Annotated in this window: 13 protein-coding genes; 1 reads left to right on the top strand and 12 read right to left on the bottom strand. The window is 64.0% G+C overall.

The genetic code is table 11. The annotated features are described in order from the left end of the window. Window positions 1–15: 15 nt before the first annotated feature. The 7 genes from ALTERO38_RS16475 to ALTERO38_RS16445 form a co-directional block, all read right to left on the bottom strand. The gene (locus ALTERO38_RS16475) at window positions 16–264 is read right to left on the bottom strand and encodes a hypothetical protein (RefSeq protein ID WP_102837937.1); all 249 of its coding nucleotides are present in this window, start codon (window positions 262–264) and stop codon (window positions 16–18) included. Between the two features lie 40 nt (window positions 265–304). Then, window positions 305–1078: an electron transfer flavoprotein subunit beta gene (locus tag ALTERO38_RS16470; RefSeq protein WP_148926904.1), complete on the bottom strand. Its 774-nt coding sequence runs from the start codon at window positions 1076–1078 to the stop codon at window positions 305–307. Window positions 1079–1191: 113 nt separating this feature from the next. Further along, the gene (locus tag ALTERO38_RS16465) at window positions 1192–2427 is read right to left on the bottom strand and encodes an electron transfer flavoprotein subunit alpha/FixB family protein (protein WP_159969037.1); all 1236 of its coding nucleotides are present in this window, start codon (window positions 2425–2427) and stop codon (window positions 1192–1194) included. Continuing rightward, window positions 2427–4406 (bottom strand): dimethylglycine demethylation protein DgcB, encoded by a 1980-nt coding sequence (dgcB, locus tag ALTERO38_RS16460; RefSeq protein ID WP_159969036.1) that lies wholly within the window; start codon window positions 4404–4406, stop codon window positions 2427–2429. Before dgcB ends, ALTERO38_RS16465 begins: the two co-directional genes overlap by 1 nt. A gap of 169 nt (window positions 4407–4575) precedes the next feature. After that, window positions 4576–6636 (bottom strand): dimethylglycine demethylation protein DgcA, encoded by a 2061-nt coding sequence (gene dgcA, locus ALTERO38_RS16455; RefSeq protein WP_102837933.1) that lies wholly within the window; start codon window positions 6634–6636, stop codon window positions 4576–4578. 95 nt (window positions 6637–6731) lie between these two features. Continuing rightward, window positions 6732–7262: a 4-vinyl reductase gene (locus ALTERO38_RS16450; protein WP_102837932.1), complete on the bottom strand. Its 531-nt coding sequence runs from the start codon at window positions 7260–7262 to the stop codon at window positions 6732–6734. Between the two features lie 113 nt (window positions 7263–7375). After that, a complete protein-coding gene (locus ALTERO38_RS16445; protein ID WP_101152634.1) occupies window positions 7376–8353 on the bottom strand; it encodes a dipeptidase in 978 nt (325 codons plus the stop codon). Window positions 8354–8618: 265 nt separating this feature from the next. Between ALTERO38_RS16445 and ALTERO38_RS16440 the strand changes: the two genes are divergently transcribed. Then, the gene (locus ALTERO38_RS16440; RefSeq protein ID WP_159969035.1) at window positions 8619–9083 is read left to right on the top strand and encodes a thioesterase family protein; all 465 of its coding nucleotides are present in this window, start codon (window positions 8619–8621) and stop codon (window positions 9081–9083) included. Window positions 9084–9246: 163 nt separating this feature from the next. Here ALTERO38_RS16440 and fdhA read toward each other — a convergent pair whose 3' ends face one another. The 5 genes from fdhA to ALTERO38_RS16415 all read right to left on the bottom strand — a co-directional run bounded on the left by fdhA (window position 9247) and on the right by ALTERO38_RS16415 (window position 15566). After that, a complete protein-coding gene (fdhA, locus tag ALTERO38_RS16435; RefSeq protein ID WP_102837930.1) occupies window positions 9247–10446 on the bottom strand; it encodes a formaldehyde dehydrogenase, glutathione-independent in 1200 nt (399 codons plus the stop codon). Window positions 10447–10533: 87 nt separating this feature from the next. Next, a complete protein-coding gene (purU, locus tag ALTERO38_RS16430) occupies window positions 10534–11391 on the bottom strand; it encodes a formyltetrahydrofolate deformylase (RefSeq protein WP_101152638.1) in 858 nt (285 codons plus the stop codon). A gap of 106 nt (window positions 11392–11497) precedes the next feature. Continuing rightward, window positions 11498–12127, bottom strand: a complete 630-nt coding sequence (locus tag ALTERO38_RS16425) for a sarcosine oxidase subunit gamma (RefSeq protein ID WP_159969034.1) — start codon at window positions 12125–12127, stop codon at window positions 11498–11500. Between the two features lie 83 nt (window positions 12128–12210). Beyond that, window positions 12211–15243, bottom strand: a complete 3033-nt coding sequence (locus tag ALTERO38_RS16420) for a sarcosine oxidase subunit alpha (RefSeq protein WP_102837928.1) — start codon at window positions 15241–15243, stop codon at window positions 12211–12213. After that, window positions 15240–15566 carry a sarcosine oxidase subunit delta gene (locus ALTERO38_RS16415; protein WP_102837927.1) on the bottom strand — a complete coding sequence of 109 codons (327 nt, stop codon included), beginning with the start codon at window positions 15564–15566 and terminating at the stop codon, window positions 15240–15242. The genes ALTERO38_RS16420 and ALTERO38_RS16415 overlap by 4 nt, the downstream gene beginning before the upstream one ends. Window positions 15567–15600 lie beyond the last annotated feature (34 nt).

Genomic DNA, 15600 nt, shown 5'->3' with positions numbered 1-15600 from the left:
GGTGATCCGCACGGTCTAGTTGGCGCGCACCAGTGCGGGAAGCAGATTGCGGCAGATGGCCTCGCGGACCGACGGTAGCAGGGTGGCAGAGCCGCCCAGCAGTTCCTCGACGAGACGACGTAGCGCCTGCGCGCGTTCCCGGGACAGGCCGACAATGGCGCGCTCACAGGCTTGTTCAGCCGAGAACCCACAGGGAATCTCAAAGCCCAGCGCCACCAGGCGGTCTCGAAAGTCGTCCTGGTCGATCAGATCGGCATGCATCATCGTTCTTGCTCCTTTGGCTTCGATAGGCGAGGCGGCTGGCTCAGCGCAGCACGCCTTCTTCGCGCAACAGTTTGAATATGGCTTCGGCGCCGACTTGCGGCGACACATCCTTGAGTACCTGTCCTGCTCCGCCGGAGGTCTTGGCGGTGGCCGCTTTCATCCGTTCGGCGCCAGTCTTGGCCTTGATCACCTTGAGCCGCTTGGGGCGCGGGCGCGCCGGCTGTAGCTGCGCCTCGTCCAGCATGCTGTCTTCGATGACAGCCACATCCTCGGCGTGCAGCTCGCCACGGCGAGCCGGGCCGAAGGCATTCTGGCGTGCCGCCGGGGCAGCATTGTCGACGCAGGCAACGAACGGCAGGCGTACCTTCAACCGGCGCCGCTGACCACGGGGCAAGGCCTGAAGGACTTGCGCCACACCGTTTTCGACTTTTTCCACCTCGGCCAGGCCGACCACCAAGGGCCAGCCCAGGCGCTCGGCCAGCAGGTAGGGCAGGAGGCCGGAGCCTTCGCCGGTTTCTGCCTGGCTGCCGGTCAGCACCAGATGAACCCCGGCATCCAGCAGGTAATTGTTCAGCAGCGGGAGGGCGTCGCAATGGCTGGGCTGTTCGAGCACAGTCATCTCGCTCAGGCCCATGCCCAGATAAGCGCGCAGTGCCTCCTCTTGCGGATTGCCGGCATGCAGCAGCTGCAGCTGGTCGCCCACCAGTCGCAGGCCAAGCTCGACTGCGCGGGCATCCTGCTCGGCACGGCGGGGGCGGCCCGAGGTCGGATGAGCGCCGACCGAGACCAGGGTGATGACGTTCAGGTCAGTCATGGCGCGACTCCGTAGGGTGGAAGACGCTGTCTTCTTCCACCATCAATGTGCCGTCGTTCCCTGCGGATGGGTGAAGCGTCATCCACCCTACGGGTTTTTCGTGAGCTTGCTGTTCATGCCGCATCGCGGGCGCCTCCTTGGCGGTATTCAGTGACCAGTTCGACCAGCGCAGCGAGGATCTCCCTGGAGTCCCCGATGACCGACAGGTCGGCACGCTTGATCATGTCGCAGCCAGGATCCATGTTTATCGCCACGACCTTGTCGCAGGCGCTGATGCCCTGCAGGTGCTGAATGGCGCCGGAAATGCCGATGGCCAGGTAGACCCGCGCGGTGACCCAGGTGCCGGTCGCGCCGACCTGGCGGTTGCGCGGCATGAAGCCGTCGTCGACCGCCACGCGGGAGGCGCCTTCTGTGGCACCAAGCGCCTCGGCGGCCTGATGGAACTGGTCCCAGTCCTTGACGCCGTTGCCGCCGGAGAGAATGAACTCGGCTTCAGCCATGGGGATCAAGGCCGGGTCGACCGCTACCGCACCGAGGTCTTCGATGCGTGGCAGGCAGCGGGTGATCGGATGCTCAAGGGGCAGGGCACGCGCTTCGTGGCGGGTGTCGCTGACCGGATCGGCACACTCGACGGCGGCGAGAATCAGGCGTGGCGCCTGACGTACCAGGTCCTGCTGGCCGGCTCCGGCGCGACCGATGCACTGGCTGTCGGCGACCTGCCAGACGCGGGTAGCCGCACGCTCGCCGAGCTTGGCACCGAGGCGGCGACCCAGTTCGCCACCGCCGGTTCGGCTGTCTGGCAGCAACCAGTGGCGTGGCGCCAGCTGGCTTTCCACTGCACTGAGGGCCAGCACGCGCGCTTCCGGCGCGTAGCCGTCGAAGGCCTCGCCCTCGATGTGCACCAGACGGTCGACGCCGGCGGTATCGAAGGCGGTTTCCTTGTACCCGCCAAAGACCACGGCGACCACGGCGCCGGTATCACCGGCCAGTTTGTTGGCCAGGCCGAGCAGATCCTTGTCGTGACTGGTGAGACGACCGCCGACCATGTCCGGCACCACCGCGATATGGAAGGCCGGCTGCTCGACCACGTGCAGCGGCAATTGCACCACCGCATTGGCCGCACTGCGCTTGGCGCTGCCGCCTTGCTGGGCGCCGCTGCGGTCGATGCGCTTGAGGCCATTGGGGCCGATGAAGCCGACCGCATGGGGATTCTTGCGCAGGAGGCCGTTGGGGCCAGCCCAGCTGGTTTCGCCGCCCGCTGCGGCCGAGGCCATGGCGGCGTGCAGTGGATGCAGACGGTTACGGGCGATCCACTCGGCGCGAGGGTCGCGGCGGATGATGTCGCTCATCAGTGCACCTCCAGGGATTCAGGCTTGGCCGCTGCGGACTTTTTTGCCGGGGCAGGTTTCTCCAGCAATACGTCGGCGACCAGTTCGGCGATGTCTTTGATCTGCGGCCGAGGCTCGACCACACCTTCGAGCATCGCGGTGCACTGCGGGCAGCCCACGGCCACCAGTTCGGCGCCGGTCTCCTTGATGTCCACCATGCGCATGTCGGGAATACGCTGCTTGCCGGGAATGTCGGTGATCGGCGCGCCGCCACCACCGCCGCAGCAACGGGAGCGGAAGCCGGAACGCTCCATTTCCTTGACCTCGATGCCGATAGCCTTGAGCACGCTGCGCGGCGCTTCGTACTCGCCGTTGTAGCGGCCCAGGTAGCAGGGGTCGTGATAGGTCACGCTGCCGCCCTTGTGCTGACCCAGGCTGAGTTTCTGCCCGCGGATCAGCTCTTCCATGTAGGTGCTGTGGTGCAGTACCTGATACTCGCCACCCAGTGCGCCGTATTCGTTCTTCAGCACATGGAAGCTGTGGGGGTCGCAGCTGACGATCTTGTTGAAACGGTACTTGGCCAGGGTCTCGATGTTGCGTCTGGCCAGCGACTGGAAGGTCGCTTCGTCACCCAGACGGCGTGCCACGTCACCGCTGTCACGCTCCTCCAGACCGAGGACGGCGAAGTCGACGTCGGCGGCCTTGAGCACCTTGACGAAGGCGCGCAGGGTGCGCTGGTTGCGCATGTCGAAGGCGCCGTCGCCGACCCAGAACAGCACGTCGACCTGCTTCTTCTCGCTCATCAGCGGCAGGTTGAGGTCGGCGGCCCAGTTGAGGCGGCCACCGGGGGCGAAGCCGCCGGGGTTATCGGTGGCGATCAGGTTGTCCAGCACCTCGGCGCCCTTGTTTGGCGTCGCACCCTTTTCCAGGGTGAGGTGGCGGCGCATGTCGACGATGGCATCGACGTGCTCGATCATCATCGGGCACTCCTCGACACAGGCGCGGCAGGTGGTGCAGGACCACAGTGTTTCCGCCTCGACCAAACCTTTGCCTTCGGCGAAGACGATGGGCTGGTGCGGGTTGCCGCCGTGCTCGCCCACTGGAATGCCGGGATAGGGGCTGCCGAAGTAACCCTTGTCGCTGCCACCGGCGAGGCCGACGACCATGTCCTGAATCAGCTTCTTCGGGTTCAGCGGCTGGCCGGCGGCGAAGGCCGGGCACGCTGCCTCGCAACGACCGCACTGCACGCAGGCATCGAAGCCGAGCAGCTGGTTCCAGGTGAAGTCCTTGGGCTTTTCCACACCCAACGGTGCGTTCGGATCGGTCAGATCCAGGGCCTTGAGGCCGCTGGAACGGGCCGCGCTGGCGTTGTGCGGAGTGCGGAAACGCTCAGGACGGCGGTGCCAGGCCAGGTGCAGGGCACCGGCGAAGGCATGCTTCATCGGCCCGCCCCAAGTCATGCCGAAGAACATCTCTGACACACCCCAGGCCACGCCGAGCGCCAGCATGGCCGCGAGGATCCAACCGCCGAAATCGGCCGGCAGGATGCCAGCTACCGGCAGGGTGGCGATGAAGAAGCTGAACGAGAACATCAGCAAGCTCTTCGGAAGGCGCATCCAGGGGCCTTTCGAAAGCCGTGCCGGCGGGTTGCGGCGGCGTTTGGCAACAAACAGCGCGCCGACAAACATCAGCACGCAGGCAGCGAGCAGGGCAAAGCCGAGAATCCGGCTCTGCAGACCGAAGCCGTGCACGATGATGGCCAGGACAGCCGCCAGGACAAAGCCGCCAGCCGTGGCCACGTGAGTCTTGGACATGTACTTGTCGCGTTCGACCACATGGTGCAGATCGACCAGGTAGCGCCGTGGCATGGCCATCAGGCCACCGATCCAGTCGACCTTGGTCGGCCGACCGCGGCGCCACATAGCGAAGCGCCTGCCTGCGCCGAGTACGGCAAGCGCGAGGGCGGCGAACAGGAGAATGGGAAGAATGGTATTCAACATGTGAGGCTCCCACCGCCAATGTCAGGGGATGATGCGTTTCAGTCCTTCGCCCCTCCGGAAAGAGGGTCAGGGTGAGCTGTTGGTCCGCGGGACAGACCCTCACCCCAGCCCTCTCCCCAAAAAGGGAGAGGGAGCCAGACCGGGTCAGACCGTCAACGTTGCGCTGGACTTAAAAGTCCTTGCACAGCCGTAGCGCGTCATAGATCGCCGCGTGGGTGTTGCGCTGCGCGACGCAGTCGCCGATGCGGAACAGCAGGTAGCCTTCGCCGCTCTGCGAAAGGCAGGGCTGCGGCTGGATCGCGAACAATGCCTCGACGTCGATCTGGCCCTTGTTGCGGGAGCCTTCCTTGAGGGCGTAGTACAGGCGCTCGTCAGGACGCACACCGTTCTCCACCACCACCTGGTCGACCACCCGCTCTTCCTGCGCGCCGGTGTATTCGTTCTCCAGCACCGCCACCAGCTTGTCGCCCTCGCGGTAGACCTTTTCCAGCATCAGGTCGCCGGTCATGATCACTTCCTTCGGGTACAGGCTGCGGTAGTAGGTCGGGAAGCTGGTGCCGCCAATCGCCACGCCGGGCTTGATGTCATCGGTGACGATTTCCACCTTGGCACCTTTCTCTGCGATGAAGTCGGCCACCGACATGCCGGTGAACTCGCAGATGGTGTCGTAGACCAGCACGTTGTTGCCGGGCGCCACCTTGCCGTCGAGGATGTCCCAGCTGCTGACAACCAGGCCTTCTTCCGCGCCCCAGTGCTCGTTCTGCTCGATGAACGGGTGACCGCCGTTGGCCAGTACCACGATGTCCGGACGCAGATCGAGAATGGTCTCCGAATCCGCACCGGTACCCAGGCGAAGGTCGACGCCGAGGCGTGCGATTTCCAACTGGAACCAGCGGGTGATGCCCGCCATCTGGTCACGTTGCGGTGCCTTGGCGGCGAGGTTGATCTGCCCGCCGAGGCTGTCCTTTTTCTCGAAGAGGGTGACGTCATGGCCGCGTTCGGCAGCGACACGTGCGGCCTCCATACCGGCCGGGCCACCGCCAACGATCACCACCTTGCGCTTGGGCCCGGTGGACTTCTCGATGATGTGCGGCAGGCCCATGTATTCCCGGCTGGTGGCCGCGTTCTGGATGCAGAGCACGTCCAGGCCCTGATACTGGCGGTCGATGCAGTAGTTGGCGCCGACGCACTGTTTGATCTGGTCGACCTGGCCCATTTTGATCTTGGCGATCAGGTGCGGGTCGGCGATGTGGGCGCGGGTCATGCCGACCATGTCCACGTAGCCGCCCTCAAGGATGCGCTGGGCCTGGTTCGGGTCCTTGATGTTCTGCGCATGCAGGACCGGGACGTTGACCACTTCCTTGATGCCGGCGGCCAGGTGCAGGAACGGCTCCGGCGGATAGCTCATGTTCGGAATGACGTTGGCCAGGGTGTTGTGCGTGTCGCAGCCTGAGCCGATCACGCCGAAGAAGTCGACCATGCCGGTGGCATCGTAGTACTTGGCGATCTCTTTCATGTCTTCGTGGGTGAGGCCGTCCGGGTGGAACTCGTCACCGGTGATGCGCATGCCGACGCAGAAGTCGTCACCGACCTCGGCGCGCACGGCCTTGAGCACTTCCAGGCCGAACTTCATGCGGCCCTCGAAGGTGCCGCCCCATTCGTCGGTACGCTTGTTCACCCGCGGCGACCAGAACTGGTCGATCAGGTGCTGGTGCACGGCGGACAGCTCGACGCCATCCAGGCCGCCTTCCTTGGCGCGGCGTGCGGCCTGAGCGTAGTTGCCGATGATGCGCCAGATCTCTTCCGGCTCGATGGTCTTGCAGGTGGCGCGGTGTACGGGTTCGCGAATACCCGACGGCGACATCAGGGTTGGCCAGTTGAAGCCGTCCCAGCGCGAGCGGCGGCCCATGTGGGTAATCTGGATCATGATCTTGGCGCCATGCTTGTGCATGGCGTCAGCCAGGTTCTGGAAGTGAGGGATGATCCGGTCGGTGGCCAGGTTCACCGAAGACCACCATTCCTGCGGGCTGTCGATGGCGACAACCGAGGAGCCGCCGCAGATCGCCAGGCCGATGCCGCCCTTGGCTTTCTCCTCGTAATACTTCACATAACGCTCGGTGGTCATACCGCCGTCGGTGGCATAGACCTCGGCGTGGGCGGTGCTGATCACGCGGTTGCGGATGGTCAGTTTGCCGATCTGGATCGGCTGGAACATTGCTTCGAAAGCCATTGCGGCACCCTCACGGAAAAGCAGCCTAGCGTTTTCTTTGTGGGGGGCTTGCGCGGCGATGCTGTCGCCACGAAGCCCCTCTCACATACCTTTTTTTAGAGTGGTTTGACGCGGAAAAGACCGTGGTCGTGGCCTTCCTGCGAAGCGCCGTAGACCTGTTCGGCGACGGTGCGGATGCTGCTGCCCTGCGCCTGGAGAATCTGATCCATGGCGCCGGCGAACCAGCCGGTGAACATGTAATCCACCGGACGCCCGCATTTGCCGTAGACGTAGACGAAAGCGGAGTGATCCAGGCGGACCTCGCAAGTGCCGGCGTCCAGATCGATTGATTCGATCTTGAACAGGCCCCAGCCGCGCTGCGACAGGCGCTTCATGTAGTGCTCGAAGACTTCCACGCCGACCAGCCCGTGGCATTCGGCTTCCTTCTCGCACCAGTGCCAGGCCGACTTGTAGCCAGCCTTGTAGAGGATCTCGGCGTACTTCTCGGCGCCGAGCACTTCCTCGATGCCGATGTGGTTGTTGACGAAGAAATGCCGCGGCACGTAGAGCATCGGCAGGGCGTCGGTGGTCCAGACGCCGGTTTCGTCGTCGACCTGGATGGGCATTTCGGGTGCGTGGGTGGACATGTGTTTGAGCTCCAGAATTCGTTGTCTTGCTTGTTTGAACAGTGCTGATGAGCCTTGGCGAGCCCGCTGAGGGCGAGGCCGCTATTGGTGCGCGCGGCGGGCTCCGGTATTCGTCATTCGCCCCAGACGTCCTTGAGGACCCGTACCCAGTTTTCGCCCATCACCTTGCGCACGGTGCGCTCGGGCATGCCGCGCTTGAGCAGGGTCTCGGTGAGGTTGGGGAATTCGCCCACGGTGCGGATGCCCAGCGGGTTGACGATCTTGCCGAAGCGCGTCAGGCGGCGTGCATAACCCTTGTCATGGGTCAGCCACTCGAAGAAGTTCTGGTCGTGGCCCTGGGTGAAGTCGGTGCCGATGCCGATGGCGTCTTCGCCAACGATGTTCATCACGTACTCGATGGCCTCGGCGTAGTCGTCGATGGTCGAGTCGATGCCCTTGGCCAGGAAGGGCGCGAACATGGTCACGCCGACGAAACCGCCATGGTCGGCGATGAACTTCAGCTCTTCGTCGGACTTGTTGCGCGGGTGCTCTTTCAGGCCGGATGGCAGGCAGTGCGAGTAGCAGACCGGTTTTTCCGATGCGAGGATGACTTCTTCGCTGGTCTTGCTGCCGACGTGGGAGAGGTCGCACATGATGCCGACGCGGTTCATCTCGGCGACGACTTCATGCCCGAACCCGGACAGCCCGCCGTCGCGCTCGTAGCAGCCGGTGCCGACCAGGTTCTGGGTGTTGTAGCACATCTGCACGATGCCAACGCCGAGCTGCTTGAACACTTCGACGTAGCCGAGCTGGTCCTCGAAGGCATGGGCGTTCTGGAAGCCGAACAGGATGCCTGTCTTGCCCAGTTCCTTGGCTTTGCGGATGTCGGCGGTGGTGCGCACCGGCATCACCAGGTCGCTGTTTTCGCGGATCAGCTTCTGGCTGGCGGCGATGTTGTTGACTGTGGCCTGGAACCCTTCCCATACCGAGACGGTGCAGTTGGCGGCCGTCAAACCACCCTTGCGCATGTCCTCGAACAGTTCGCGGTTCCATTTGGCGATGATCAGGCCGTCAATGACGATGCTGTCAGCGTGCAGTTCGGTTGGGTTCATCAGGTAACTCCCCAGTGCGGCTCATCGAATCGTTTGTCGATGCTTGGCGGCAGCTTATCCCTGGGGGGGATGTCGTCCCGATGCAAAAACGACTGGGGTATTGCTCAAAACGTCAACACGCGATAACCAGGCCGCTGGAGCAGCCATAGTGCTGATCCCGGCGCACGCCGCGGCGACCGGCTATCGGCTACAGCGTGGCCGGCAGGCCATTTTCGGCACATTGGTCGCGCTCGGAATACACCGACTCAACGAAGGACACCCTCGGATGCTCACGACCTATCGCACCCCAATCCGGCCCGAGTGGGTCGATTACAACAATCACCTGCGCGACGCCTTCTACCTGCTGATCTTCAGCTTTGCCACGGATGCGCTGATGGATCGGATCGGCCTCGACCAGGCCGGGCGCGAGCGCAGCGGGCACACCCTGTATACCCTCGAGTGCCATCTGAACTACCTGGCCGAGGTCAAGCTTGGGGCGGAAGTAGAGGTGCGCACGCAGCTGCTGAATCACGACCGCAAGCGGCTGCAGGTCTACCACGGTCTTTATCGGGCCGGTGAGGACAGCCTGCTGGCAGCCAACGAGCAGATGCTGATCAACATCGATCGACTGGCAGGCCGCTCGGCGCCGTTCGACGAGGCGGTGCTGGCGCAGGTGCAGGCGTTGCACGAGGCGCAGCAGGACTTGCCCAAGCCCATTCACGTCGGTCGGGTCATCGGCTTGCCTAGCTGAGGGCGGGAGAGGGTGGCCAGACATGCAGGGGCACCTATGCCTCGGCCACGCTGAAACGCTGGCGAAATGCTCACCAAAAAAGGGGGAGCCAAAGGCTCCCCAAAGTGCTCAACATCAGAGTCCTGCGGCCGACCCGCAAGACGAAACAACTGCTGACGACGGATCAGGCGGCGCTGAACATCTTGTGCGGGTCGATGACGAATTTCTTCGGCACGCCGGCATCGAACTCGCCGTAGCCCTGAGGCGCCTGGTCCAGGCTGATTACCTGCACGCCTACCACTTCGGCGATGTTGATGCGGTCCCACATGATTGCCTGCATCAGGGCGCGGTTATATTTCATGACCGGAGTCTGGCCAGTGTGGAAGCTGTGCGACTTGGCCCAGCCGAGACCGAAGCGGATGCTCAGGGCGCCCATCTTGGCTGCGGCGTCCACGGCGCCCGGATCTTCGGTGACGTACAGACCGGGAATACCGATCTTGCCCGCGACGCGAACCACACCCATCAGCGAGTTGAGCACAGTGGCCGGAGCCTCGTGCTTGGCGCCTTCATGGCCATGGCCACGCGCTTCGAAGCCTACGCAGTCAACCGCGCAGTCGACTTCCGGCTCGCCCAGCAGGGCAGCGATCTGCTCGTGCAGCGGAGTATCCAGCGACAGGTCGGCGATCTCGAAACCCTGCGCCTTGGCGTGAGCCAGACGGGCCGCATTGAGGTCACCGACGATGACCACTGCAGCGCCCAGCAGGCGCGCCGAAGCGGCAGCCGCCAGACCGACCGGGCCGGCGCCAGCGATGTACACCGAGCTGCCTGGGCCGACGCCGGCGGTGACCGCGCCGTGGTAGCCAGTGGGCAGGATGTCCGACAGGCAGGTCAGATCGCGGATCTTTTCCATCGCCTTGTCGCGGTTGGGCAGCTTGAGCAGGTTGAAGTCGGCGTAGGGGACCAGCACGTATTCGGCCTGGCCACCGGTCCAGTCGCCCATGTCGACATAGCCGTAAGCACCGCCGGCACGCGCCGGGTTGACGGTCAGGCAGACGCCGGTGTGCTGTTCCTTACAGGAACGGCAACGGCCGCAGGCAACGTTGAACGGAACCGAGACCAGGTCGCCGATCTGCAGGTGCTCGACGTCGCTGCCTTTCTCGATGACTTCCCCGGTGATCTCGTGACCGAGCACCAGGCCGACCTGAGCGGTGGTGCGGCCGCGCACCATGTGCTGGTCCGAGCCGCAAATGTTGGTGGAAACGACGCGCAGGATCACTCCGTGCTCGATCTTGCGCCCGCGGGGGTCCTGCATTTTCGGATAGTCGATTTTCTGGACTTCGACCTTGCCTGCGCCGAGGTAAACGACGCCACGATTGTCAGCCATCTGCCTTTCTCCTTTGTTTTTGTGAATACAAGGCGCGACGGGAGGTCACGCGGGCTTGTAGTGGAGCTATGAAATTGCGACCGGGACCTACAGCACCACCGTTCGGTTGGCGTGCAGAAATACCCGGCGTTCGAGGAAATAGCCGACCGCCTTGGCCAGGGTCAGGCATTCGATGTCGCGGCCCTTGGCGATCAGGTCTTCGGGATAGTGGGTGTGGTCCACCGGCTCGACGCCCTGGGCGATGATCGGCCCTTCGTCGAGGTCGTTGTTGATGAAGTGCGCAGTGGCGCCGACCAGCTTGACGCCTTTCTGGTAGGCCTGATGGTAGGGCTTGGCGCCCTTGAAACCGGGCAGCAACGAGTGGTGAATGTTGATGGCGCGGCCATCGAGCGTGCGGCACAACTCGGGGGAGAGCACCTGCATGTAGCGGGCGAGCACTACAAGCTCCGCGCCGCTATCCTCGATCACCTGCAGCACCTGACGCTCCTGCGCCTGCTTGTCGCGCGGATCGAGCGGGAAGTGGTGATAGGGAATGCCATGCCAGCGCGCCAGGGGTTCGAGGTCCGGGTGGTTGGAGACCACTGCGGCGATCTCCATCGGCAGTTGGCCGATGCGCTGGCGGTACAGCAGATCGTTCAGGCAGTGATCGGACTTGGACACCATGATCACCACCTTGGCCCGGTAGCCCGGCGGTGTCAGCTCGGTGTGCATCCCGAAGGGCGTGACACGCTCGACCAGCCCGGCGCGGAACTGCGACTCGTCGAAGCCCTCCGGCGCGCGAAACTCGACGCGGATGAAGAATCGGCTGACCAGACGATCATCGAAACTGTGGTGCTCGGTGACGTAGCAGCCCTGTTCGAAGAGGTAGCGCGTCACCACATCGACCGTGCCGAGCAGGCTCGGGCTGTGTGCGGTAAGGATCCAGGTATCGGGCGTGCGGCTCATGGTTATCTCCCAAGCGGGGCGGGCATCGGTGGGCGTGTGGCTCACGCGTCAGCCGTCCCTTTCTGGTTGGCCGGGGTGGACGAACGCGTCGGCCACCCCGGCGACATCACGCCTCGATCGCCATCCCGTACTCGGCGCTGGCATCTTGCAACCAGAGCCAGATGTAGTCGGCGAAGCTGCGGCGCACCAGCAGTTCCCAGACTTCCTCACCGGTACGCCGGATCACCAGCTGACTCTTGGCGAAATGGGTGCCCACGGCCTTGCCCACCGGGAAGTTGCTCGGGTGCACGTCGTAGGGTGTCGACTTCATCAGCAGCTCACGAGCCTTTTCCCCGGAGAGCTCAATCAGGGTTTGCCCGCCGCTGACATTGACCACCTGGATGTGCTGGCCGGCCAGCGCGTCGCGCAGGCGTTGTTCGGTGGCGAATTCCTCGCCCTGCGGCACGATCAGCAGCCACTCGTCCGGGCCCATCCACTGCAGCGAGGTCTCGCCGTTGGCCACCAGCGTCAGTGCGACCGGCAGTTCCATTCCGAGCGCCTGGTTAACGCCTTTGATGAAGGCCGGGTCGTGGGCGTCGCCGCGCAAGGTCAGGTGCCCGCGCAGCTTCTTTTCCCGCAGGCGAATGCCGGCGCCAGCACGGCCCTTGCCGACCAGCTCTTTCAGGCCGGCGTGGTGCAACGGCGATTGCCCCTGGATGTTGTCCGGGCGTTGTTTGTACACGTTCACTGCGGTCATGGTTTACCTGCCTGGCGCCGTGCGGCGCCGTAGAATTCCGGGTGTACCGAGCGTGAGGCTGGCGCGCCAGCCTCACGTTCACCTCACACGTTCTGCCGCTCGCCTTTCGGGTCGTAGAACACCGAGCTGACGATCTCCGCTTCGATCACGCTGCCATCGACCAGCGGTGCGTAGACTCGCTCGCCGATGCGCTTGAGGCCGCCCTTGACCAGGGCCATGGCGAAGGAATAACCCATGGCCGCGCTCATGTAGCTGGAGGTCACGTGGCCCACCATGGTCATCGGGATGGGCTGCTTGGGATCGAATACCAGCTGCGCGCCCTCGGGCAGTACCTTCTTCGGATCCAGCGGCTTCAGCCCGACCAGTTGCTTGCGGTTTTCCTTGAGGCAATCCTCGCGGTTCATGCCACGCCAGCCGATCCAGGAGAACGGCTTGGTACGGCCGACACACCAGCCCATGTTCAGGTCGTCCGGGGTCACCGAGCCATCGGTGTCCTGACCGACGATGATGAAGCCCTTCTCGGCGCGCAGGACGTGCATGGTCTCGGTGCCGTAAGGCGTCAAACCATGCTTCTTGCCTGCCTCGATGACCTGCTCCCACACATCCAGCGCATAGTCGGCCTGGACGTTGACTTCGTAACTCAGCTCACCGGTGAAGGAGATGCGGAAGACCCGTGCTGGCACGCCGCCTACCTTGCCTTCCTTCCAGGTCATGAACGGGAAGGCGTCCTTGTCCAGGTCGATGTCGGTGACCTCGGCCAGCAGCTTGCGGCTGTTGGGGCCGGTCAGGGTCATGGTCGCCCAGTGGTCAGTGACTGAAGTGAAGTACACCTTCAGCTCAGGCCACTCGGTCTGGTGGTAGATCTCCAGCCATTCCATCACCCGTGCCGCACCGCCGGTGGTGGTGGTCATCACGAAGTGGTTGTCGGCCAGACAAGCGGTCACGCCGTCGTCGAAGACCATGCCGTCTTCTTTGCACATCAGGCCGTAACGGGCCTTGCCCACATCCAGCTTGGTCCAGGCGTTGGTGTAGACGCGGTTGAGGAACTCGCGTGCGTCCGGACCCTGGATGTCGATCTTGCCAAGGGTGGAAGCGTCGAGGATGCCCACCGCGTTACGCACGGCCAGGCATTCGCGGGCCACGGCGGCATGCAGGTCTTCGCCCTTCTTGGGGAAGTACCAGGGGCGCTTCCACTGACCGACGTCTTCAAACTCGGCGCCATTCTTGAGGTGCCAGGCCTGCATGGCGGTGTAACGCTTGGGCTCGAACAGCTCGTAGGTGTGAGGACCGGCGACCGCACCGAAGGTAATCGGCGTGTAGTTCGGCCGGAACATCGTGGTGCCCATCTCGGCGATGCTGATGCCCATTGAATGGGCGGCAATGGCCAGACCATTGATGTTGCCGAGCTTGCCCTGGTCAGTACCGAAGCCCAGTGCGGTGTAGCGCTTGACGTGCTCGACCGACTCGAAGCCTTCGCGAGTAGCGATCTTGATACCGGCCGCGGTGACATCGTTCTGCAGGTCAACGAACTGCTTGGGCGCACGCTCGGTAGATTTGTCGTGCGGGACCTGGAACAGCGCGACGCTGGCTTCCTCGACGCGTTGTTCGGCCTGCGGCACGCTGCCGCTGACTGCCTTGAAGCCGGTCTCGGCAGCCGCTGTGGCGCCCGCTTCGAAGCCGTCGGCGAGCGCATCGCCAAGGGCGAACACGCCATTCACTGCGCCAGCGCAGGTGCGCTGCTGGAAGCCCTCGCCGGGCACGAAGGCCAGGAGGTCTTCACGCCAAACAGGACGACCGCCAAGGTGCGAGGCCAGGTGGACCACCGGGCTGTAACCGCCGGAGCTGGCGATCAGGTCGCAATCGATCACTTCGCCCTGGCTGACGACCTTGTGGCTGGCCAGGTCGATGGCGCAGATGCGCGCCCCGGTGACCCGCTTGCTGCCGCGCGCTTCAACTACCGCACTGCCGGCGAGAATGCGAACGCCACGACGACGTGCTTCCTCGACCCAGGCACCCTTGGGGTTGCTGCGTGCATCGGCCACCGCAGCCACTTGTTGGCCTGCGTCCAGCCAGTCGAGCACTGCCCGGTAGGCGTAGTCGTTGTTGGTCGACAGTACCAGCTGGCGGCCGGGGATCACGCCGTAGCGGCGCACGTAGGTGGAGACTGCATCGGCGAGCATGTTGCCGGGCACGTCGTTGTTCGAATACACCAGCGGACGCTCATGAGCACCCGTGGCCAGCACGACGCGCTTGGCTCTAACGCGGTGCATGCGCTGACGAATCATCCGTTGGCCCAAGGCACCCTTGGGCGCGACTTCACCGAGGTGGTCGGTCAAACGCTGATGAATGGTCAGGAAGTTGTGGTCGTGGTAGCCGTTCACGGTGGAGCGGGGAAGCAGCGTCACTTCCGGCATTTTTTCCAGTTCGGCAATCACGCCGGCAGCCCATTCGGCGGCTGGCTTGCCGTCCAGGGTCTCACGGGTGGCGAGCAGGCTGCCGCCGAACTCTTCCTGTTCGTCGGCCAGGATCACGCGGGCGCCACTGCGACCGGCGGCCAACGCGGCTGCCAGTCCAGCCGGGCCAGCACCGACTACCAAGACATCGCAATGCTGGTTGAGGTGATCGTAGCGGTCAGGATCGTTCTCCGTGGGCGCGCGGCCCAGACCAGCGGCTTTACGAATGTACTTCTCGTAGGTCAGCCAGAGGTTCTGCGGATACATGAAGGTCTTGTAGTAGAACCCGGGCGGCATCATCCCGCCGCCGACCTTGCCGAGAATGCCCATCAGGTCGGTGTTGACGCTCGGCCAGCCGTTCACGCTGCTGGCGGTCAGACCTGGGTACAGCGCCTGCTGAGTGGCACGGATGTTCGGGATCTGCGCCGCTTCGGTGCTACCGATCTGCAGCACGGCATTAGGCTCTTCGGAACCGGCGGCAACGATGCCGCGCGGACGCGAGTACTTGAAGCTGCGGCCGACCACGTCGACACCGTTGGCCAGCAAGGCGGCGGCCAGGCTGTCACCGGCGTAGCCCTGATAGGTCTCGCCATTGAAGGTGAAGGTCAGGGGCCGGTTACGGTCGATGCGGCCGCCCTGGGAAAGACGATTGACCTGGCTCATGCCTTTACTCCTTGCTCGGCAGCCTTCTTCGAGGCGAGCGATGCCTCGGTAACGCTGGGCTGTTCGCCGATCTTGTAAGTCTCGAGAATTGCGTAGCTCACCGTATGACGGGTGACGTTGAAGTACTGGCGGCAACCGGCAGCGTGGATCCACAGCTCGTGGTGGATGCCGCGCGGGTTGTCGCGGAAGAACAGGTACTCGCCCCATTCCTCATCGGTGCAGGCGTTCGGGTCCAGCGGGCGGGGGATGTGGGCCTGGCCGCCCGCGTGGAACTCTTCTTCGGAGCGCAATTCGCCACAGTGAGGGCAGAAAATATGCAGCATGGTCGGGTACCTCCAGAAAACCTACATCCCTCCG

This window comes from Pseudomonas sp. 9Ag, from assembly GCF_902506445.1.
Classification (GTDB): domain Bacteria; phylum Pseudomonadota; class Gammaproteobacteria; order Pseudomonadales; family Pseudomonadaceae; genus Stutzerimonas; species Stutzerimonas stutzeri_AB.
This window is presented reverse-complemented; position numbering and strand designations above follow the sequence as displayed.